The 22,445-nt window shown below is 74.9% G+C and carries 7 protein-coding genes; 4 read left to right on the plus strand and 3 right to left on the minus strand.

The window, feature by feature from the left end; translation table 11 throughout:
* The first annotated feature begins 66 nt into the window (after positions 1-66).
* Both ACIHEI_RS31360 and ACIHEI_RS31365 read left to right on the plus strand, forming a co-directional pair.
* The gene (locus ACIHEI_RS31360) at positions 67-558 is read left to right on the plus strand and encodes a YfbM family protein (RefSeq protein WP_396609099.1); all 492 of its coding nucleotides are present in this window, start codon (positions 67-69) and stop codon (positions 556-558) included.
* A gap of 136 nt (positions 559-694) precedes the next feature.
* Entirely contained in the window at positions 695-2,332 is a 1,638-nt protein-coding gene (locus ACIHEI_RS31365) for an alkaline phosphatase D family protein (RefSeq protein ID WP_396609100.1), read from the plus strand.
* A 92-nt stretch (positions 2,333-2,424) separates the two neighbouring features.
* Here ACIHEI_RS31365 and ACIHEI_RS31370 read toward each other — a convergent pair whose 3' ends face one another.
* The 3 genes from ACIHEI_RS31370 to ACIHEI_RS31380 form a co-directional block, all read right to left on the minus strand.
* Positions 2,425-3,180, minus strand: coding sequence for an alpha/beta fold hydrolase (locus ACIHEI_RS31370; protein WP_396609101.1), 756 nt, complete (start codon positions 3,178-3,180; stop codon positions 2,425-2,427).
* Between the two features lie 94 nt (positions 3,181-3,274).
* Positions 3,275-4,852: a long-chain fatty acid--CoA ligase gene (locus ACIHEI_RS31375; protein ID WP_396609102.1), complete on the minus strand. Its 1,578-nt coding sequence runs from the start codon at positions 4,850-4,852 to the stop codon at positions 3,275-3,277.
* A 7-nt stretch (positions 4,853-4,859) separates the two neighbouring features.
* Entirely contained in the window at positions 4,860-6,404 is a 1,545-nt protein-coding gene (locus ACIHEI_RS31380) for an AMP-binding protein (protein WP_396609103.1), read from the minus strand.
* 211 nt (positions 6,405-6,615) lie between these two features.
* On the opposite strand from ACIHEI_RS31380, the gene hemA reads away from it, so the two are divergent.
* Complete coding sequence (gene hemA, locus ACIHEI_RS31385; protein WP_396609104.1) at positions 6,616-7,827, plus strand: 5-aminolevulinate synthase; 1,212 nt, start codon at positions 6,616-6,618, stop codon at positions 7,825-7,827.
* Between the two features lie 364 nt (positions 7,828-8,191).
* Entirely contained in the window at positions 8,192-22,438 is a 14,247-nt protein-coding gene (locus ACIHEI_RS31390) for a type I polyketide synthase (protein ID WP_396609105.1), read from the plus strand.
* Positions 22,439-22,445: the final 7 nt, after the last annotated feature.

A 22,445-nucleotide genomic window follows, 5' to 3' on the forward strand; every position in this document is an offset into this window, starting at 1 on the left:
GGCCCGCCACGGAATTTGTCAGCCCCGTTCGCTTCACTCTCCGGGGACGGAAAGGGGGATGCCGGGATGGGGTCTCTGGGAGTGCTGTTCGCGCTGACCGAGCGCGAGCGGGTGCGACTGTTGGCGTGTGAGGGCGACGAAGAGGTCATGGCGCTGGTCGAGGAGGTGGAGGAGGCCTGGGACAGGCCGCGGGTGTGCGAGTTGGACAAGGCGTGGGACGCGCTGCACCGGTGCCTGACGGACGGTCGGCTGGAGTTCGAGAACGGGGGGTTCCCGCTGTCCCACGTCGTTCTGGGCGGGCGGCTGCTGCTGGAGGACGACGACTACGTGGCCTGCTACGTGGATCCGGCGCAGGTGCGGGCGGTGGCGGCCGCGTTGGAGGAGGTCGACGAGGAGTGGTTGCGGGGGCGGTACGCGGAGCTGGAGTTCGAGGAGTACGAGGGCGCGCGCGGCGAGGAGGACTTGGAGTACACGGTGTGCTTCCTGCCGGGCGTGCGGGAGTTCTACCGGCGGGCCGCGAAGGAGGGCCGGGCGGTGGTGTTCACGGTCGATCAGTGAGCGTGCCTGTCGTCGCTCTTCACGACTTTGCCATCAAATGATCATTCGTTTGCCAAGGCGATGACCACGGGCAGACCACCAGGACGGGTCGAATTCCCTTCGCACACCGACCCATTCGGCGAAAGGCGCCCCTCCGATGTCCAGCACTTCCGACCGTCCCACGCCCGACCAGCAGTTGCTCGCCGCCGCCGGACGGCTCGACCGGCGGCGGTTCCTGACCGTCACCTCGGCCGCCGCCGCGCTCGCGTTCGGCGTCAACCTGCCCGGCGCGCACGCCGAGGAGAACGAACTCGCGCCGCGCACCCTCACCGAGAACCCGTTCACCCTCGGCGTCGCCTCCGGTGACCCGCTGCCGGACGCGGTGGTGCTGTGGACCCGGCTCGCGCCGCGTCCGCTGGAGCCCGGGGTGGGGCTGCCGCCGGCGGGGAGCATCAAGGTCGGCTGGGAGATCGCCCGGGACGAGCGGTTCCGCCGCGTCGAGCGGCGCGGCAGCGCGAAGGCGCACGCCGAGTTCAACTGGTCGGTGCACGTGGACGCGACCGGCCTGGAGGCGGCCCGCGAGTACTGGTACCGGTTCACCGTCGGGCAGTGGACCAGCCCCGCCGGCCGCACCCGCACCGCACCCTCGCACGGCCGCAAGCTCGACAGCACCAAGCTCGGGCTGGTCTCCTGCCAGGCGTACGAGGACGGCTACTTCACCGCCTACCGCCACCTCGCCCAGGAGGACCTGGACGCCGTCTTCCACGTCGGCGACTACATCTACGAGTACGGCATCGACTCCGTCGGCGGCGACCGCAAGTACACCGACCGCGTCCTGCCCGCCGCCCTCAACCACGAGACCACCACGCTCGAGGACTACCGGCTGCGGTACTCGCTCTACAAGACCGACCCTGACCTGCAGGCCGCGCACGCCGCCCACCCCTGGTACGTCACCTGGGACGACCATGAGGTGGAGAACAACTACGCGGGCGGCATCCCCGAGAAGAACCAGGACCCGGCGCCGTTCGTCGCCCGCCGCGCGGCCGCCTACCGCGCCTACTGGGAGAACCAGCCGCTGCGGATGCCCAAGCCGGGCGGCACCGACCTGACCCTCTACCGCCGCTTCCAGTACGGGCAGTTGGCGCAGTTCGACATCCTCGACACCCGCCAGTACCGCGACGACCAGGCCAACGGCGACGGCTGGCAGTACCCCACCCCCGAATCCCAGGACCCGAAGCGCACCCTGATGGGCGCCACCCAGGAACGCTGGTTCGCGGACGGGCTGCGCCGCTCCAAGGCGCTGTGGAACGTCGTCCCGCAGCAGGTGGTGTTCTCCCGCCGCAAGAACACCACCGCCGCCAGCTCCAAGCTGTCCATGGACGCCTGGGACGGCTACCCCGCCGCCCGCGAGCGCTTCCTGACCGCCGTCGACCAGGCCGGCGTCAAGAACCTGGTGCTGCTCACCGGCGACGTGCACGTCGCCTACGCGCTCGACGTCAAGCGCGACTTCGACGACCCGAACTCCCGCACCGTGGGCGTCGAGTTCGTCGGCACCTCGATCAGCAGCGACGGCGACGGCGAGGCCCACCCCTCCAACTGGGCCACCCTGACCGCCGCCAACCCGCACATGAAGTTCTACGACGGCCGGCGCGGCTACACCCTGGTCACCCTCGACCGTCAGCATGCCCGCGCCGACTACCGGGCCGTCACCCACATCACCCGCCCCGACGGCACCCTGCTCACCGCCGCCTCCTTCGTCACCGAGGCCGGCAACCCGGGCATCCGGCCGGCCTGACACGAGCGGTGGCCTGCGACGGCTCGTGAGGATCCGGGCCGTCGCAGGCCGCCGGTCGGACCCGACGGGGAAGCCATCACACATCTTCACCGTCAGTTGTGGAGGAAGCCCTCCAGGGACGCCGCGAGGGCCACCGGGGTCTCGTACATCGGGTAGTGGCCGCTGCCGCCCAGCTCTTCGAGTTCGGCGTTGGGGTAGTGGGTGAGGAAGGTGCCGCGCATCACGTCGGCGGTGAGGGCGAGGTCGTGCTCGCCGACGATCACCTTGACCGGCACCGGGTTGCCGCTGATCCGGTGCTCCAGGTCGGCCGTCGCCCAGTCGCGGACGTAGCCGCCGAACGCCTCGGGGGCGGACAGGCGGAGGGACTGGTCGACCATGCGGTCCAGCCAGACCCGGCCGGCCCGTTGGCCGGTGACCAGGTCGAGGATGGCGAGGCGCTTCTCCCGGTCCTCGGCGGCGCCGTAGAACAGCGCCTCGCCCGCCTCGTCCAGCGGGTACGCCCCGGCCGGCACCGGCGCCAGGCCGACCAGCTTGCGCACCCGCAGCGGCGCCTCGGCGAGTACCTGCTGGGCCGCCTTCCCGCCCATCGAGTGGCCGACCAGGGAGAAACGGTCCCAGCCGAGTTGGTCGGCCAGGGCGAGCGCGTCGGCGGCGATCTCGGCGAGCGTGTACGTGCCGGGAACGTCCTTGCGCTGGCCGTAGCCGCGGTAGTCGAGGAAGGCGTAGCTGAAGGCGTCGCCGTCGAGGTAGTCGAGGAACGGGCCCCAGCCGGCGCTGGTGCCGAACCAGTCGTGGAGGACCAGGACATGGTGGTCGCCGGTGCCGGTCAAGCGGTGCGGAATCGTCATGCCCTCGGTCGTTCCCCGCGATCCGCCCGCCTGAACAGGCAGTTCACCCGGCATGGGCGAGGCCACCTGACGAACCGGAACCCCTGGCCCGGGCTCAGTGCGGGCGCGGCGGGCCGGCCGGTGGCCGGTCCGGGTTCGCGGTGCTCAACCGGGCGACCAGCTCGCGTTTGAGTACCTTGCCGCTGGGGCCGAGGGGGAAGGCGTCCACGAACTCCACCCGGCGCGGGTACTTGTACGGCGCCATCCGCTCCCTGCTCCAGGCGACGATCTCGGCGCCGAGGGCGGGGCCCGGCGTGCTGCCGGGGCGGGCCCGCACCACCGCGCAGACCTCCTCGCCGTGGACGGGGTGGGGGAGCCCGACGACGGCCGCCTGGGCGATCGCCGGGTGGCGGGCCAGGACGTCCTCGACCTCGCGCGGGTAGACGTTGTAGCCGCCGCGCAGCACCACGTCCTTCTTGCGGTCGACGATGGACAGGTAGCCCTCGTCGTCCTTGACGCCGAGGTCGCCCGAGCGGAACCAGCCGTCCACGATGGCCTCGGCGGTCGCCTCCGGCCGGTTCAGGTAGCCGGCCATCACGTTGTGGCCCCGGATGACGATCTCCCCGGTCTCGCCGGCGGGCAGCAGCTCGACCCTGTCCGCGACCTCCGCCCGGGCGATCTCGACCTCGACGCCCCAGATCGGCCGGCCCACCGTGCCGGGCCTGAGCGGCCACGCCTTCTGGTTGTAGGCCACCACCGGGGACGTCTCGGTCAGCCCGTACCCTTCGAGGACCGGGCAGCCGAACGCCTCGCGGAACGCGTCCAGGACCGCCACCGGCAGCGCGGCGCCGCCGGAGAACGCGCGGTCGAGCGCCGGCCTGCGCGAGTCGGCGCGGGCCGCGTCGAGGAGCGCCGTGTACATCGTCGGGACCCCCATGAACACGGTGCAGCCCTCCCGCACCATGAGCTCCAGCGCGCCCGGTCCGTCGAACCGCGGCATCAGGACCATGGTCGCCCCCGCCCGGAAGCAGGTGTTCATGCCGCAGATCTGGCCGAAGGTGTGGAACAGCGGAAGGCAGCCGAGCAGGACGTCGTCGGCGGTGAAGTCGAACGGCGACAGCATGGTCGTGTCGACGTTCATCACCACGTTGAGATGCGTGAGCAGGGCGCCCTTGGGCCTGCCGGTGGTGCCGGAGGTGTAGAGGACCAGCGCGATGTCCCTGGGGTCGCGCGGCACCTGGCGGTCGATCGGGGCGCTGCGCGCCGCGAGCGCGTCCAGCTGCCGATCGGGGGCACCCTCCCGCTCCATGACGGTGAGCAGGGGCGTGCCGGCCGTCTCCGCCGCCTTGCCGCCCTCGGCCAGCAGCGGGGCGGCACAGATCAGCGCTGCCGCCCCGGAGTCCCGAAGGACGTACGCGATCTCGTCCGCCCGGAGCAGGGCGTGGACCGGGACCGCGACCGCGCCGAGCGCGAGCACGCCGAAGTAGGCCAGCGGGAAGTGCGGGGTGCTGGGCAGCAGCAGCGCCACCTTGTCGTCGGGGCCGATGCCCCGCGCGCGCAGCACCGCCGCGTACCTGCGCGCCCCGTCCCACAGCTCGCGGTAGGTGATCTTCCGGGCGCCGGACACGATCGCCGGGTGCTCCGGCCGGCGCAGCGCGGACTCGGCGAGGATGGCCGCCACGGAGAGGGTCACGGGGGTCTCACCCGCTCGCTTCCGCGGCCAGCCGCGCCTTGTCCGGTTTGCCGACACCGGTGAGGGGCAGCTCGGAGCGGACGCGGATCCGCGCGGGGACGTGCTTGGGCGAGACGGTCGCCCGGACGTGCTCGGCCAGCTCGTCGGGGCCGGCCGTGCCCGCGTCGCGCAGCACCACGGCGGCGTGCAGGAACTCGATCCGGTCCCGGTCCCGGACGCAGAAGACGGCGGCCTGCACCACGTCGGGATGGGCCAGCAGGGCGTTCTCCACCGTCACCGGATGGATCTTGATGCCGTTGGTCTTGATCACCTCGCCGATCCGGCCGCGCAGGTGCAGGTAGCCGTCACCGTCGACGAATCCGAGGTCGCCGGTGTGCACCCAGCCGTCCCGTACGGTCCGGGCGGTGAGCTCGGGCTCGGCCACGTACGCGCTCATCGTGAAGGGCGACCGGACGCAGACCTCGCCGATCTCGCCGGGCGGCAGGTCGTGGTGGTCGTCCGGATCGGTGATCCGGACCCAGTCGGGCATCGGGCGGCCGACCGTGGCCCGCAGCCGGGGGTCGAGGTGCTCGGCTGGCGAGAGCATGCTGACGAAACCCGCCTCGCTGGTCGCGTACACCTGGAGCAGCACGTCGCCGAAGACCTTGACCGCCTCGGCCAGTCGCTCGGGAGACGCGGGGGAGCCCAGGTAGGTGACCATCTGGAGACTGGACAGGTCGGTCGAGCCCAGCTCCGGATGGTCCATCAGCAGGTACAGCTGCGGAGGGGAGAGCAGCATCCGGGTGATCCCGTGCCGCGCGACGGAGCGCAGCACGTCGCCCGGCTCGAAGCCGTCCCGCAGGACCACCGAGCCGCCGGACGCGAGCGAGTCGTCGGCCGTGGCGCCGCTGGAGTGGCTGAGCGGGAGGCAGGCCAGGTAGACGGACCGCCAGCGCATCTGGAGCCCGGCGGAGATGAAGCCGTTGCGGGCCCGGAAGTCGAAGGCGATGCCCTTCGGCTCGCCGGTCGTCCCGCTCGTGTACGTCACCACCGCGGGCCGGTCGGGGGCGATCTCGATGCCGGCCGGGTCCAGCGCGTCCGGGTCCCCGGTCGTCAGGTCCAGGACGTCGGGGCCGAGGTCGCCGAGGGCGACCAGGGTGAGCGGCGTGCCCAGCCGCTCGCGCAGTTCGCGGGCGGACGTCAGGTTCTCCGCGTCGACGGCCAGGTGTGTCGCGCCGGTGTCCCGGAGGATCTTGAGCTTGGCGCCGGCGGCCAGGTGGTCCGCCGGGTCGACCGCGTTGGTGGTGTGCAGGTGGACCACCGTGGCCCCGACCAGGTTCGCGGCGTACCGCAGGACCAGGGTCGGGCCGGTGTTGGTGACGGTCAGGATGGCGACCACGGCGCCGGCGCCGCCCCCGCCGGTCTGCCGGTGCAGGGCCTGCGCGGCCGACCGGACCAGGGCGGTCAGCTCCGCCGCGGTCAGCGTCCGGTCGCGCCAGGACAGGACCACTTTCTCCGGTTCCGCGGAGATTACCTCAAGGATCTGGCTGACATACGTTTCGTCCGACGGCATGGGAAACTCCAGTGGTGCCGCTTCGAGGAATTTCCGCACAGCCTACAACGAGCAAATCGGGTCCACCAGGGGGCGTGAATCGGAAAAGCGGATGCGCGGTGGGTTCTCAATTGTCGCACCCCGCGCCATCGAAGTGATATTTCGCTCTGAGACAATTCCCTCTACCGGTCCGGGCCCCGCATCGGCGTAGTCTTCGGAGAAAAGGGTCGTCATGAACCAATACCTGGAGCTCTTCTCGCGGCGCATGAAGGAAGGTGGATCACCGAAGGCGAAACGGGAGTTCCTGGAGATCGGCCGGCTCGCCGGGAAATTCCCGGCGGCCGAGAGCCTGCGGGACGGGGTCACCTCCGAGATCAGCGTGTGGTGCAGCAACGACTACCTGGGAATGGGCCAGCACCCGCTGGTCCTGGCGGCGACCCGCGAAGCCCTCGACGAGTACGGCGCGGGCTCGGGCGGCTCCCGGAACATCGGCGGGACCAACCACTGCCACGTGCTGCTGGAGAACGAACTGGCGGATCTGCACGGAAAAGAGGACGCCCTTCTCTTCACCTCCGGGTACACCGCCAATGACGGAGCCCTCACGGTCCTCGCCGGCCGGCTGGGGGACTGCGTCGTCTTCTCCGACGAGATGAACCACGCCTCGATCATCGATGGACTCCGCCACAGCGGCGCCGAGAAACACATTTTCCGGCACAACGACACGGCGCACCTGGAAGAGCTGATATCCGCCGCCGATCCCGACCGGCCGAAGATGATCGTCATGGAATCGGTCTACTCGATGGCGGGCGACGTCGCCCCGCTCGCCGAGATCGCCCGGATCGCCCGGAAATACGGCGCGATGACCTTCCTCGACGAGGTCCACGCGGTCGGAATGTACGGGCCGCAGGGAGCCGGTATCGCCGCGAGCCTGGGCATCGCGGACGAGTTCACCGTCATCATGGGAACGCTCGCCAAGGGATTCGGCACCACCGGCGGGTACATCGCCGGTCCCGCCGAACTGGTCGACGCGGTGCGCGGCCTGTCCCGCTCCTTCATCTTCACCACCGCCCTGCCGCCGGCGGTCGTGGCGGGCGCGCTCGCCGCGGTCCGGCACCTGCGCACTTCCGACGAGGAGCGCGACCGGCTCCACGCGAACGCGCGGCTGACGCACCGGCTGCTCACGGAGCACGGCATCCCCTTCGTCTCCGACGGCTCCCACATCGTCTCGATCTTCGTCGGGGACGACGCGCTCGCCCGGCGGATCTCCGCCCTGCTGCTGGAGCGCCACGGCATCTACGTGCAGGCGATCAACGCGCCCAGCGTGCGCGCGGGACAGGAGATCCTCCGGAGCGCGCCCGGCGCCGTCCACCAGCCCGCGCAGGTCGAGGCGTTCGTCGCGGCACTGGACGGGATCTGGCGCGAGCTCGGGGTGCCGCGCACTTAGGGCCTGTCCGGCCGACCCGCTCCACGGGGTACGCGCGCGGCCCTCCTGCCGCTCCGCGCCCCGCCCGCTCCACGGGGTACGCGCGCGGCCCTCCTGCCGCTCCGCGCCCCGCCCGCTCCACGGGGTACGCGCGCGGCCCTCCCGCCGCTCCGCGCCCCGCCCGCTCCCCGTACCCGCGTCGTGTCGCGGCCCGCGCTATCGGGCTGCTATGCGGCAGTGGGCAAGATCGACGTCGCAGGTCCGGTGGGGGTACGCGCCGGGCCTGACGAAGGCGTCCCGGTCGGCGCGCGACCCGCGAGAGCGGGCGCCCGCCACGGTTCGGCGACCGGTGGTCCCGCTCGCCGTGAAGGAGTCCGAAGACACGATGGCGCACCCCGACGGTACGGAAGCACCGCTGCTGTGGACACTGGCCGGCAGCGGCAGGGAGTCGCTGGCGGCCGGCGCGCGCGGCCTGCACGGGTACCTGGCCGGTCGTGACGACTGGAGCCCCCAGGACATCGCGCTCGCCCTCGCGCGCACCGCCTCCGAGGGGAGCCGGCGGGCGGCACTGGTCGCCGACGGCCGGGACGGGTTCCTGCGGCGGCTGGACGCGCTCGCCGACGGCAGGAGCACGCCCGGCCTGGTCGAGGGCACCGCCGCGGCGGGCCGCCGGGTCGCCTTCGTGTTTCCCGGACAGGGCGCGCAGTGGCCCCGGATGGCCGTGGACCTGCTGGACACCTCCGCGGTGTTCCGCGACCGGATGGACGCGTGCGCGCAGGCCCTCGAACCGTTCACCGACTGGTCGCCGATCGACGTGCTCCGCGACCCGGACGCGCCGGGCGCCCCCGCCGCGGACCGGGCCGACGTGGTGCAGCCCCTGCTGTTCGCCGTGACGGTGTCGCTCGCCGAGCTGTGGCGCTCCCACGGCGTGGAACCGGCCGCCGTGCTCGGGCACAGCGTCGGCGAGGTCACCGCCGCCGCGGTCAGCGGCGCGCTGTCCCTGGACGACTCCGCACGGGTGGTCGCCCTGTGGAGCCAGGCCCAGGCGACCCTGGCCGGGCAGGGCGACATGGTCTCCGTCATGGCCCCGGCCGACGCGGTCGAGCCGCGGCTGCGCCGCTGGGACGGCCGCCTCGTCGTCGCCGCGCACAACGGCCCGCGGTCCGTGATCGTCTCCGGCGACCGCGACGCCGCGGCCGAACTCCTCGCCGACCTGGCCTCGGAGGGGGTGCACGCACGGCGGATCGCGGTCGGCCTGGCCGCCCACTCCCCCCACATCGACGCGATCGTCCCCCGGATGCACGCCGACCTCGCACCGATCCGGCCCCGCACACCGCAGCTGCCCTACTACTCCGGACTGACCGGCGGACGACTGGACGCCCCGGTCCTGGACGCCGACTACTGGTGCCGCAACCTGCGCAACCCTGTCCGGTTCCACCAGGCGGCCGGCGCCCTGCTCCGGGACGGGTACGGCGTCCTGCTGGAGGTCAGCCCGCACACCGTGCTGACCTCCGCCCTCACGGACTGCGCGGAGGAACACGGCGCGCAGGCCGCCGTCCTCGGAACGCTGCGCCGGGACCAGGGCGGTCCGGGCCGGTTCCTGACCTCGCTCGGCGACCTGTACGTGCACGGTGTCACCCCGGAGCGGGAACCGGAAGCGCCGTCCGCAGGGGTACGGGAGCTGCCGGCGGCAGTCCTGGCGGCGCTCGCGGAGCCTGGCCCGGCGGACCCGGACGGTGTGGGCGGCACGGGCGGCGGCCGGGACGTCGGCGGCGCGTTGCAGGCGGAACTGGCCGGCATGGACGCCCCGGAACGGCGCGCCGCGCTGGCCCGGCTGGTGGACGAGGAGATCGCCGCGGTGACCGGGCGGTCCGAACCGGTCCCCGCCGACGTGGCCTTCCTCGACCTGGGATTCGACTCCGTCACCGCCGTGGAGCTGCGCAACCGGCTGAGCGCGGCGACCGCGCTGCGCATCCCGGCGACGGCCGTCTTCGACTGCCCGACCCCGGCGGCCCTGGTCGCGTACCTCAGCGCCCGGATCGGCGGCGACCGGCCCGACCTGCGCACGGACGCGGTCGAGCCGGTGCGGCGGCCCGCGGACGACGACCCCGTGGTGATCGTCGGCATGGGCTGCCGCTACCCCGGCGGCGTCGGCGGCCCCGACGACCTCTGGGAGCTGGTGTCGGCGGGCGCCGACGCCGTCTCCGCGCTGCCCGACGACCGCGGCTGGGACACCGCCGGACGGTACGACCCCGCACCGGGCACACCGGGCCGGTACTACCAGCGGGAGGCGGGTTCGCTCGCCGGCGCGGCCGACTTCGACGCCGAGTTCTTCGGCATCTCGCCGCGCGAGGCCCTCGCCATGGACCCGCAGCAGCGGCTGCTGCTGGAGACCACCTGGGAGGCGCTGGAGCGGGCCGGGATCGACCCGTCCACCCTGCGGCGGACCCCGACGGGCGTCTACGTCGGGGCGATGACCATGGACTACGGCCCCTCCCTCGAACAGGGCGCCGACGAGGGCGGCCACCTGCTGACCGGCAACACCGGAAGCGTCGCGTCGGGCCGCCTGGCCTACACCCTCGGCCTGGAGGGGGCGGCCGTCACCGTGGACACGGCCTGCTCGTCCTCGCTGGTGGCTCTGCACCTCGCGGTCCGGGCGCTGCGGTCCGGCGAGTGCTCGCTGGCGCTGGCCGGTGGCGCGACCGTGATGTCCACGGTCGGCATGCTCGTCGAGTTCAGCCGGCAGGGCGGCCTGGCCCCCGACGGCCGCTGCAAGGCGTTCGCGGCGGCCGCCGACGGCTTCGGCCTGGCCGAGGGCGTGGGCATGCTGCTGCTGGAGCGGTTGTCGGACGCTCGGCGTCTCGGGCATCCGGTGCTGGCGGTGGTGCGCGGTTCGGCGGTGAACCAGGACGGAGCGAGCAACGGTCTGACCGCGCCGAACGGCCCGTCGCAGCAGCGGGTGATCCGGGCGGCGCTGGCGGACGCGGGGCTGACGGCCTCGGACGTGGACGTGGTGGAGGCGCACGGTACGGGGACGCGGTTGGGTGACCCGATCGAGGCGCAGGCGCTGCTGGCCACCTACGGGCAGGGGCGGCCGGCGGACCGGCCGGTGTGGATCGGGTCGCTGAAGTCCAACATCGGCCACGCCCAGGCTGCGGCCGGTGTCGCGGGCGTCATCAAGTCGGTGCTGGCGCTGCGGTACGGCGTGATGCCCAAGACGCTGCACGTGGACGGTCCGACGCCCGAGGTGGACTGGTCGGCGGGCGCCGGCCGGCTGCTGACGGAGGCCCGTGCCTGGGACGACACGGGCCGCCCGCGCCGGGCGGGCGTGTCCTCTTTCGGCATCAGCGGGACCAACGCCCACGTGATCCTGGAGTCCGTGCCGGCCGAGGCGGTGGAGGACGCCCCGCGTCCCGGGCCGGTGGTGTGGCCGGTGTCGGCGCGCAACGCCGAGGCACTGCGCGCGCAGGCGGAGGCGCTGGCGGCGCGGGTGGCGGCGGAGCCCGGGCTCGACGTGGCGGACGTGGGCTGTTCGCTGGCGGTGGGGCGCGCGTCCTTCGAGCACCGTGCGGTGGTGGTGGGCGGGGACCGGAGCGAACTGCTCGACGGCGTGCAGGCGCTGGCGCAGGGTGCCGCGGTGTCCGGCGGCGGGCTGGTTTCCGGTCGGGTGGCGCTGGTGTTCCCGGGCCAGGGTTCGCAGTGGGTCGGGATGGCCGCCGAACTGCTGGCCGAATCGGCCGTGTTCGCGGAACGGATGGCGGAGTGCGAGCGGGCGCTGGCGCCGTACGTCGACTGGTCGTTGGCGGAGGCGCTCGGCTCGGAGTCCCTGCTGGCGCGGGTGGATGTGGTGCAGCCGGTGCTGTGGGCCGTGATGGTGTCGCTGTCCGAGGTGTGGCGCTCGTTCGGTGTGGTTCCGGACGCGGTGGTCGGTCACTCTCAGGGCGAGGTTGCCGCCGCCGTGGTGGCGGGCGGTCTGAGTCTGGAGGACGGGGCGCGGGTGGTCGCGTTGCGTTCCCTGGCGATCCGCGCGCTGGCGGGTCGGGGCGGTATGGCCTCGCTTCCGTTGCCGGTGGACGTGGTGCGGGAGCGCATCGCGGGCCGGTTGTCGGTGGCGGCGGTGAACGGCCCGTCGTCCACGGTGGTCTCGGGCGATGCTGACGCGGTCGCGGCGCTGGTGGAAGAGCTCGTGGGGGACGGGGTGCGGGCGCGGCTGATCGAGGTCGACTACGCGTCGCACTCCGCGCACGTGGAGGAGGTCCGCGAGCAGCTGCTCGCCGATCTGGACGGCATCGTGCCGCTGTCCGCTGCGGTGCCGTTCTACTCGAGCGTCACGGGCGGCCTGTTGGACACGAAGGCCCTGGACGCCGAGTACTGGTACCGCAACCTGCGGGAGACCGTCGAGTTCGAGCAGGCGACCCGCGCGCTCCTGGCGGCCGGGCACCGGTTCTTCGTCGAGTCCAGCCCGCACCCGGTGCTGTCCGTCGCGGTGGGGGAGTCGGTCGAGGCGGCGGGTGCGGATGCCGTGGTGCTGGGGACCTTGCGTCGCGGGGAGGGCGGCCCGACGCAGGTGCTGCGCGCGGTCGGACGCGGCTGGGAGCGCGGGCTGGGGGTGGACTGGTCGGGGGCGTTCCCGGGGGCGCGCCGCGTCGAGCTGCCGACGTACGCCTTCCAGCGCACCCGCTACTGGCTGACGGCCCCCGCCGCCGTCCCGGCCGCCCCCGCCGAGGACCGCTGGGACGACCTGGAACTGCAGGACCCCGCCCGGCTCGCCGAAATCCTCGGGGTCGGCCGCGCCGCCCTGGACGAAGTCCTGCCCGCGCTGGCGACCTGGCGCTCCGCCAGGAGCCGTGAGCGGAAGGCGGAATCCTGGCGCTACCACGTCGCCTGGGCACCCCTGTCGGTCACGCCGACGGACGGCCTCCCCGGTCGCTGGCTCGCCCTGCGTCCCGAAGGCGGCGACGCGGCGGCCGTCCTGGACGCCCTCCGCGAGGCCGGGGCCGACCTCCTCCCGTGCGTCGTCGCCGATCCGGGCGCGACCCGCGAACAGCTGGCCGCCCTGCTCACGGAGACCGCCGGGGAGCAGCCGATCGCCGGCGTGCTGTCCCTGCTGTCCTGGGAGGAACGCCCCCACCCCGAGCACCCCGACCTGCCCGGTGGTCCGGCGCTGACCCTCGCGCTGGCCCAGGCACTCGAGGACGCGGGCATCCAGGCCAGGCTCTGGATACTGACCAAGGGACTGGCCGTCCTGGGCGGCGCGGAGCGGCCCGGACACGTCGGTCAGGCCGCCTCCGCCGCCCTGGGCCGGACGCTGGCCCTGGAGCACCCGCACCGCCGGGGCGGTCTGGTCGACCTGCCCGAGGTGCCGGACGCACGGGCCGCCCGCCGCCTGTGCGCGGTGCTCGCGGGAGCCGCGGCCGACGAGGAACAGGTGGCGGTGCGCTCCACCGGGGTCCACGGACGCCGCCTCCGGCCCGCGCCGTCCGTGCCGCCGAAGGCCCGTGCGGGCGGCCCGGACGCCCGGTGGCGGGGCACGGTCCTCGTCACGGGCGGCACCGGCGGCGTCGGCTCGCACACGGCGCGCTGGCTCGCGGGCCAGGGCGCGGAGCGGCTGCTGCTGGTCAGCCGGCGCGGCGCCGACGCCCCCGGCACGGACGCGCTGCGGGCGGAACTGACGGCGCTGGGCACCGAAGTGGCCTTCGCGGCGTGCGACGTCGCCGACCCGGCCGCCCTGGCGGCGCTGGTCGCCGACATCCCCGCGCGGTACCCGCTGTCCGCCGTCATCCACGCGGCGGGCGTCCTCGACGACGGTGTGCTCGACGCGCTGGACCCCGCGCGGCTCGCCGTGGTGCTGCGCGCCAAGCTGACCGCCGCCCGGAACCTGCACGAGGCCACCGCGGGCCTCGACCTGTCGGCCTTCGTGGTGTTCTCGTCGGTGATGGGCGTCGTGGGCAACGCCGGGCAGGGGAACTACGCGGCCGCCAACGCGGCCGTCGACGCACTCGTCGCCGCCCGCCGGGCCGCCGGGCTGCCCGGCACGTCCGTGGCCTGGGGCGCCTGGGCCGGACCGGGCATGCTGGCGGACGAGGTCGCCGGCCGGCTCCGTGACTTCGGCATGCCGGTGATGGAGCCCGAAACGGCCGTCACCGCGATCGGCCGGGCACTGGAGGCGGACGACGCGCTGGTCGTGGTCGCCGACGTCGACTGGAAGCGCTTCACCGCGGCCATCGGCCTGCGGTCCACCGCCCTGCTCGACGGGATACCGGACCCGGCTGCCGCACGGCCCACCCAGGACACCGCCGCACCGTCGGCGGCCCGGGAGGGCGACGGCGTCGCCGACACCCTGCGGCAGCGGATCGCCGCACTGCCGCGCCACGAGGACCGGGTCGGGGCCCTCACCGAACTGGTCCGCACCCAAGCGGCGACGGTCCTGCGCCACCCCGGCGTCGACACCGTCCAGCCCGGAAAGGCGTTCTCCGCGCTCGGCTTCGACTCCCTGATGGCGGTGGAGCTGCGCAACCGGCTCGCCGCCGTCACCGGGCTGGCCCTGCCGGCCACCGTCCTCTTCGACCACCCCACCCCGTCGGCACTGGCCGACCGGCTGCTCGCGGAACTGGACCTGGACCAGGCCCTCGACCCGGGTCTGCCGGACGAGGCGAGCGACACCGCCGACCCCGTCGGCAACGAGCCGATCGCGATCGTCGGCATGGGCTGCCGCTTCCCCGGCGGGGTCGCCCGGCCCGAGGACTTCTGGCACCTGCTCTCCCAGGGCACCGACGCCGTCGGCGACTGGCCGTCGAACCGGGGCTGGGACACCGAGGGGCTGTACGACCCGGACCCCGACCACCCCGGCACCACGTACACCAGGCAGGGCGGCTTCCTGCACGACGCCGCCGAGTTCGACGCCGAGTTCTTCGGCATCTCGCCGCGCGAGGCCCTCGCCATGGACCCGCAGCAGCGGCTGCTCCTGGAGACCGCCTGGGAGGCGGTCGAGGGCGCCGGGCAGGATCCGACCGCGCTGAAGGACCGGCAGGTCGGCGTCTACATCGGCACCAACGGGCAGGACTACTCCGCGCTGCTGGAGGGCGCCGAGGGAGTGTCCGAGGGCCACCTGCTGACCGGGAACACGGCCAGCGTGCTGTCGGGCCGGCTGTCCTACGTCCTCGGCCTCCAGGGGCCCTCGCTCACCGTCGACACCGCGTGCTCCTCGTCACTGGTGGCGCTGCACCTGGCCGTCCAGGCACTGCGGCGCGGCGACTGCGAGCAGGCCCTCGCGGGCGGGGTGACCGTGATGAGCACCCCGCGGCTCTTCGTGGAGTTCAGCCGTCAGCGCGGGCTCGCCGCCGACGGACGGTGCAAGGCGTTCTCGGCGGACGCGGACGGCACGGGCTGGGGCGAGGGCGCCGGCGTGCTGCTGCTCGAGCGCCACAGCGACGCCCTGCGCCACGGCCACCCCGTCCTCGCGCTGATCAGCGGCACCGCCGTGAACCAGGACGGCGCCAGCAACGGGCTCACCGCCCCCAACGGCCCGTCCCAGCAGCAGGTCATCCGCGCCGCCCTGGCCGACGCCGCGCTGCGCGCCGAGCAGATCGACGCGATCGAGGCCCACGGCACCGGCACCAGGCTCGGCGACCCGATCGAGGCGCAGGCGCTCCAGGCCGTCCACGGACCGGAGCGCCCGGCGGACCGTCCGCTGTGGCTCGGCTCGGTGAAGTCGAACATCGGGCACACCCAGGCAGCCGCCGGGGTGGCCGGGGTGATGAAGATGGTGCTGGCCATCCGTCACGGAGAACTGCCCGGAACCCTGCACGCCGGGACGCCGAACCCGCACGTCGACTGGTCCGACGGCGGCATCCGCCTGCTCACCGCGCACACCCCGTGGCCGGAGACCGGGAACCCGCGCCGGGCGGGCGTGTCCTCGTTCGGCATCAGCGGCACCAACGCGCACCTGATCATCGAGCAGGCGCCCGCCATCGCGGCCGTGCCCGCCCTGGACCGGACCGACACCCCGGCCGCCCCCGCCACGGACACCCCGGCCGCCACCCCCGCCGCCGCCACGATGGCCCTTGCCGCGGACACCGCCACCCCCACCGCCCGCCGTACCGGCCCGCCCGTGCCGCTGCTGCTCTCGGCCAGGACACCGGAGGCCCTGCGGGCCCAGGCCGGCCGGCTGGTGGGCCGGCTCGACGCCGACCCGGACGTCGAACTGGTCGACGTCGCCTACTCGCTGGCCACCGGACGGGCCCCGCTCGAACACCGGGCCGCCGTCCTGGGACGGGACCGGGCGTCCGTCCGGCGCTCGCTCACCGCGCTCGCGCGCGGCACGACGGCGGGCCGACTGCTCACCGGCGGCGGCGTGCGCCCCGGCCGGACCGCCTTCCTGTTCCCGGGACAGGGCAGCCAGCGGGCCGGAGCCGGCGCGGAGCTCTACGGCGAGGACCCGGTGTTCGCCGACGCCCTCGATGAGGTGCTGACCGGCCTCGACCCGCACCTCGACCTGAACCTGCGCGACCTCCTGTTCGCCGAACCCGGAACCCCCGACGCGGAACTGCTCGACCGCACCCGGTACACCCAGCCCGCGCTGTTCGCCCTGGAGACGGCGCTGTTCCGGCTGGTACGGCACTGGGGCGTGCGGCCCGACCTGCTGATGGGGCACTCCATCGGCGAACTCGCCGCCGCCCACGCGGCGGGCGTGCTGGACCTGCCCGACGCCTGCGCGCTGGTGACGGCCCGGGGCCGGCTGATGGACGAACTGCCCGAGGGCGGGGCGATGGTGGCGGTCGAGGCCGGCGAGGAGGAAGTGCGCCAGGCCCTGTCGACCGAGGACCGGGACACGGTGGACATCGCCGCCGTCAACGGGCCCGCCTCCGTGGTCCTGTCCGGTGACGAGGACGCGGTACGCCGCCTGGCCGGGACGTTCCGCGACCGCGGCCGGCGCACCCGGCGCCTGAGCGTGAGCCACGCCTTCCACTCCGCCCGGATGGACGGCATGCTCGACGCGTTCCGGGACGTGGCCGAGTCGCTGACCTACCACGCGCCCGGCATCGAGATCGTCTCCAACCTGACCGGGCGCACGGCCACGGCCGCGGAACTCCGCTCCCCCGACCACTGGGTGCGGCACGCCCGGGGCACCGTGCGCTTCCTGGAAGGGGCCCGCCAACTGCGGGCCGCGGGCGCGACCACGTACCTCGAACTCGGACCGGGCGGCGTGCTGTCCGGCATGCTCCACGCCTGCCTTCCCGAAGCCGACTCCGACTCCGTCCCCGGCGGCTCCGTTCCCGCCCCCGGCGGTCCCGGGGCGGTGCCGCTGCTGCGCGGTGACCGCGGCGAGTCGGACGCGGTCCGCACCGCACTCGCCTCGCTGCACCTGCGCGGCGTGGCGGTGGACTGGTCGGCGGGCTGGAGCGGCACCGACGTGCGGCGGGTCGACCTGCCCACGTACGCCTTCCAGCACCGGCGCTTCTGGCCGGTGGCCGCGCCGGACCCGGCCCCCGCCGCCTGGCGCGGCCGCCGGGGAATCGCGGCCCCCGCCGGCCCGCACCGCTACCGCATCGGATGGGAGCCGCTCACCGCGCCCGCGGAGCCCCGCCTCTCCGGCCGCTGGCTGCTCGTCGTCCCGGACGGACCCGGCGCCGAGGACACCGCGCTCGCCTGCGAACAGGCCCTCGCCGGACACGGCGCCGACGTGGTCGTGATCCGGGTCGGGGTCGCCGTCGAACGCGCCGAACTGGCCTCGCTGCTCCCGGAGTTCGGTTCCCTGGAGGGCGCCCTGTCGCTGCTCGCCCTGGCCGAGGGGCCGCACCCCGGCCTGCGGACGCTCGACGCCTGCCTGACCGGGACCCTGATGCTGATCCAGGCCCTGGGCGAGAGCGGCATCGACGCACCCCTGTGGTGCGCCACCCGCGGCGCGGTGGCGGCCCACGGCACGGAGGAGGTCCGCCCCGAGCAGGCCCAGGTGTGGGGCCTGGGCCGGGTGGCGGCCCTCGAGCACCCGCTGCGCTGGGGCGGCCTGGTCGACCTGCCGGAGCTGCTGGACGGGCCCGCGCTGGAAGGGTTGTGCGCGGTGCTGGCCGGACTGGACGGCGAGGACCAGGTGGCCGTGCGCGTGCCGGCACCGCTGGGCCGCCGGCTCGTCCCCGCGCCGGAGCCCGCGACACCCGCACCCGCACCGTGGACGCCGCGCGGCACCGTCCTGGTCACCGGCGGCACCGGCGGCCTCGGCGCCCAGGTGGCGCGCTGGCTCGCGGAGCGCGGCGCGGACCACCTGGTCCTGCTCGGCCGGCGGGGCCCCGAGGCCCCGGGAGCCGACGCGCTGGTCGACGCCCTGGCGGCGCTCGGCGCCCGGAGCACCGTGCTGGCCTGCGACGTCGCCGACCGCACCGCGCTGGAACGGGTCCTGGAGCGGCTGCACGCCGAGGGCGACACCGTACGGGCCGTGGTGCACACCGCGGGACTCACCTCGGACACCGCGCTGATGGACTGCACGCCGGAGGAACTGGCCCTGCGGACGGCGGCCAAGACACGCGGCGCGGCCCACCTCGACGCCCTGTTCGAAGGCCGCCAACTGGACGCCTTCGTGCTGTTCTCCTCGATCTCGGCTACCTGGGGCAGCGGCGGCCAGGGCGCGTACGCGGCGGCCAACGCCTACCTGGACGGCCTCGCCGCGGCGCGGCGCGGCCGGGGCCTGCCGGCGACCTCGGTGGCCTGGGGGCCCTGGGCCGGCGCGGGCATGGCCGAGGGCGCCGTCGGCGACGGCCTGCGCCGACACGGGCTGGTGCCGATGGACCCTGCGGCGGCGCTGTCCGCGCTCGGCCTGGCGCTGGCCCTGGACGAGGGCGAAGCGGTCGTCGCCGAGTTGGACTGGAGCCGCTTCGCGCCCACCTTCGGATCGGTCCGGGAGAGCGCGCTGCTGCGCGGCCTGCCCGCCGCCGCGGGGTACCGGACGGCGGACGGCGGCCCCGCGGACACTTCTGTCGGGTCCGCACCCGGTACGGGCGGCGACCCCTCGTGGTCGCACCGGCTGCACCGGCTGTCCGGGCCCGAGGGCCGCAAACTGCTGACCGAGCTGGTCCGGAGCGAAGCGGCCGCCGTGCTGGGCCACGAGTCGGCCGTCGGCCTCGCCGCCGACCGCCCGTTCCGCGAGGCGGGCTTCGACTCGCTCACCGCCGTCGAACTCCGCAACCGGCTGGTCGCGGCCACCGCCCTGCCGCTCGCGCTCACCTCCGTCTTCGACCACCCGACGGCGGCCGCCCTCGCCGAGCACCTGTTCGCCGGGCTGAGCGGCACGGAACCGGGCGCCGACGACACGCCCGGCACGACCAGCGCGACCGCGGCGGATCCGGCGGCGGCCGACGAACCCCTGGCGATCGTCTCGATGGCCTGCCGGTTCCCGGGCGGCGTCCGCTCGCCCGAAGACCTGTGGCGGCTGGTCGCCGACGGAGTGGACGCGGTCGCCGAGCTGCCCGCCGACCGCGGCTGGCCGCTGGAGGACCTCTACGACCCGGACCCCCTGCACCCGGGCACCTTCTACACCACCGGCGGCGGATTCCTGGACGGGGCGGCCGAGTTCGACGCGGAGTTCTTCGGCATCTCGCCGCGCGAGGCCCTGGCCATGGACCCGCAGCAGCGGCTGCTGCTCGAAACCAGCTGGGAGGTCCTGGAGCGGGCCGGACTCGACCCCGCGTCGGTCCGCGGCAGCGAGGGCGGCGTCTACGTCGGCGTCGCCTCCCAGGGCTACGGCACCGGCCCGCAGGACCCGTCCGACCAGGTCGAGGGGCACCTGCTCAGCGGCACCGTCACCAGCGTCGCCTCCGGCCGGATCGCCTACACCCTCGGCCTCGGCGGCCCCGCCGTGACCGTGGAGACGGCCTGCTCCTCCTCGTTGGTGGCACTGCACCTGGCCGGCCAGGCACTGCGCGCCGGCGACTGCTCGTTCGCCCTGGTCGGCGGCGCCGCGGTGATGGCGAGCCCGGACGTCTTCGTCGAGTTCAGCCGCCAGCAGGGCCTGTCGCCCGACGGCCGCTGCCGCTCCTTCGCCGAAGGGGCGAACGGCACGGGGTGGGGCGAAGGGGTGGGCGTCCTGCTCGTGGAACGCCTCTCCGACGCGCGCCGCCTCGGGCACCCGGTCCTCGCGCTGGTACGGAGCACCGCGGTGAACCAGGACGGTGCCAGCAACGGCCTCACCGCCCCGAGCGGCCCCGCGCAGCAGCGGGTGATCCGGGCCGCGCTGGCCACGGCCGGACTGTCCGGCGCCGAGATCGACCTGGTCGAGGCGCACGGCACCGGCACCGTGCTCGGCGACCCCATCGAGGCGCAGGCCCTGCTGGCCACCTACGGCCAGGACCGGCCCGCCGACCGCCCGCTGTGGCTGGGTTCGCTGAAGTCCAACATCGGGCACACCCAGGCCGCCGCCGGAGTCGCCGGCGTCATCAAGACGGTGCTCGCCCTGCGCAACGGCGTGCTCCCCGGCACCCTGCACGCCCATGAGGCGTCCAGCCGGGTGGACTGGTCGGCCGGCGCGGTCCGGCTGCTCGCGGACGCCCGCCCCTGGGACGCCCCGGACGGGGGCCGGCCGCGCCGGGCCGGCGTCTCCGCGTTCGGCATGAGCGGCACCAACGCCCACGCCGTCCTGGAGGAAGCACCCGCCACCGACCACCGCCCGCCGGCCGAGGAGCCCGGGACCACCGTTCCCTGGCTGCTCTCCGCCATGACCCCCGCGGCCCTGCGCCGCCAGGCGCGCCGACTGGGCGAGCACCTGCGGGCCGACCCCGACGCGGGCGCCGCCGCGGCCGCCCGGGCGCTCGCCACCACCCGCCCCGCCCTGCCCTTCCGGGCGGCCGCCACCGGCCGCGACCGCGCCGCGCTGATCGGCTGGCTGGACGCCCTCGCGGCGGGCGAACCCGCCCCCGACGCGGTGCAGGACCGGGCGCGCGGCGGCCGCACGGTCTTCGTCTTCCCCGGCCAGGGATCGCAGTGGGCCGGCATGGCCGCGGCGGCGCTCGACACCTCCGCGCCGTTCGCCGCCGCCATCGCCGACTGCGAACGGGCGCTCGCCCCGCACACCGACTGGTCCCTGATCGAGGTGCTGCGCGGCGCGCCCGGCGCGCCGACGCTCGAGCGCGTGGACGTCGTCCAGCCGGTGCTCTTCGCCGTGATGGTCGCGCTGGCCGCGCACTGGCGCGACACCGGGGTCACCCCGGACGCCGTCGTCGGGCACAGCCAGGGCGAGATCGCCGCCGCCTGCGTCGCCGGAGCGCTGTCGCTCGACGACGCGGCCCTCGTGGTGGCGCTGCGCAGCCGGGCGCTGCTGAGGCTGGCGGGACGCGGCGGCATGGTGTCGGTCGCCGCCTCCGCCGAGCGGACCACGGGCCTGCTGCCCGCCGGCGGACGCGCGTGCGTGGCCGCCGTGAACGGCCCCGAAGCCGTGGTCGTCGCCGGGGAGCCCCAGGAACTGGCCGCCCTGCTCGCGGCCTGCGAGCGGGAAGGCGTCCGGGCCAAGGCGATCCCGGTGGACTACGCGGCCCACTCCGCCCAGGTCGCCGAGATCGAGGACGAACTGCGCGAAGCCCTCGGCGGGATCCGCCCCCGCGCCTCGGCCGTCCCGCTCTACTCGACGGTGACCGGCGAACCCGTCGCCGGAGAATCGCTCGACGCCGCCTACTGGTACCGCAACCTGCGCGAACCGGTCGACTTCGCCGGAGCGACCCGCACCCTGCTGGACGCCGGCCACACCCTGCTCGTCGAGGTCAGCCCGCACCCGGTGCTGCTCGCCGGGATCGAGGCGGTGGCCGCGGAGGCCGGGCGGGAGGTGTCGGCGGTCGGCACGCTGCGGCGCGGCGACGGCGGCCGGGACCGGCTGCTGGCCTCGCTGACCGAGGCGTGGGCGGCCGGCGGCGGTCCGGTGGACTGGTCGCCCTGGACCGGGACCCCCGGCCCGGCCCCCGTCCTGCTGCCGACGTACCCGTTCCAGCGCGACCGGTACTGGCTGGCCACCCCGGGCCGGACGGCCGCCGCCACCACGGCGGTGCCGGCCGAGGAGGCACCGGAGGCCGCGGGCGACGACGACGGGACCCCCGCCGAACGGCTGGCCGCCCGCCTGGCCCCGCTGGACCGGCGGGCCCGCCGGCAGGCGGTGCTCGACCTGGTCGTCCGGCACTCGGCCGCGGTCCTCGGCCATCCCGGAACCGGCCCGGTGCGCCCGGAACGCACCTTCGCCGAGGTCGGCTTCGACTCGATGCTCGCGGTGCGGTTCCGGAACGCGCTGTGCGAGGCCACCGGGCTGGCCGTCCCGCCGACGGCCGTCTTCGACCACCCGACGCCCGAGGCGCTCGCCGCCTACCTGGACGCGGAGCTGTCCGCCGCGCCCGAACCGCCCTCGCCGCTGCTGGCCGAGCTGGACCGGCTGGCCGCGCTCCTCACGGCCGCCCCGCCCGGGACGGCCGACAGCGACGGGGTCGGCGAGCGACTGGACGAACTGCTGCGCAGCTGGCGCAGGCGCGCCGGCGCACCGGGCGGCAGGTCACCGGGCGGCGGGGCAGTACCTCCCGGGGCGGTGGACGACACCGCCACGGTGACCGAAACGGCGACAGCGGACGAGCTGTTCGCCCTGATCGACAACGACTTCGGGAACGTCTGAGAGAGAG

The organism is Kitasatospora sp. NPDC051984, from assembly GCF_044593455.1.
GTDB lineage: Bacteria > Actinomycetota > Actinomycetes > Streptomycetales > Streptomycetaceae > Kitasatospora.

Coding starts and splice junctions, on each gene's coding strand:
- ACIHEI_RS31370 (WP_396609101.1), bottom strand. CDS start 3,180: ATGACGATTCCGCACCGCTTGACCGGCACCGGCGACCACCATGTCCTG.
- ACIHEI_RS31365 (WP_396609100.1), top strand. CDS start 695: ATGTCCAGCACTTCCGACCGTCCCACGCCCGACCAGCAGTTGCTCGCC.
- ACIHEI_RS31380 (WP_396609103.1), bottom strand. CDS start 6,404: ATGCCGTCGGACGAAACGTATGTCAGCCAGATCCTTGAGGTAATCTCC.
- hemA (WP_396609104.1), top strand. CDS start 6,616: ATGAACCAATACCTGGAGCTCTTCTCGCGGCGCATGAAGGAAGGTGGA.
- ACIHEI_RS31360 (WP_396609099.1), top strand. CDS start 67: ATGGGGTCTCTGGGAGTGCTGTTCGCGCTGACCGAGCGCGAGCGGGTG.
- ACIHEI_RS31390 (WP_396609105.1), top strand. CDS start 8,192: ATGGCGCACCCCGACGGTACGGAAGCACCGCTGCTGTGGACACTGGCC.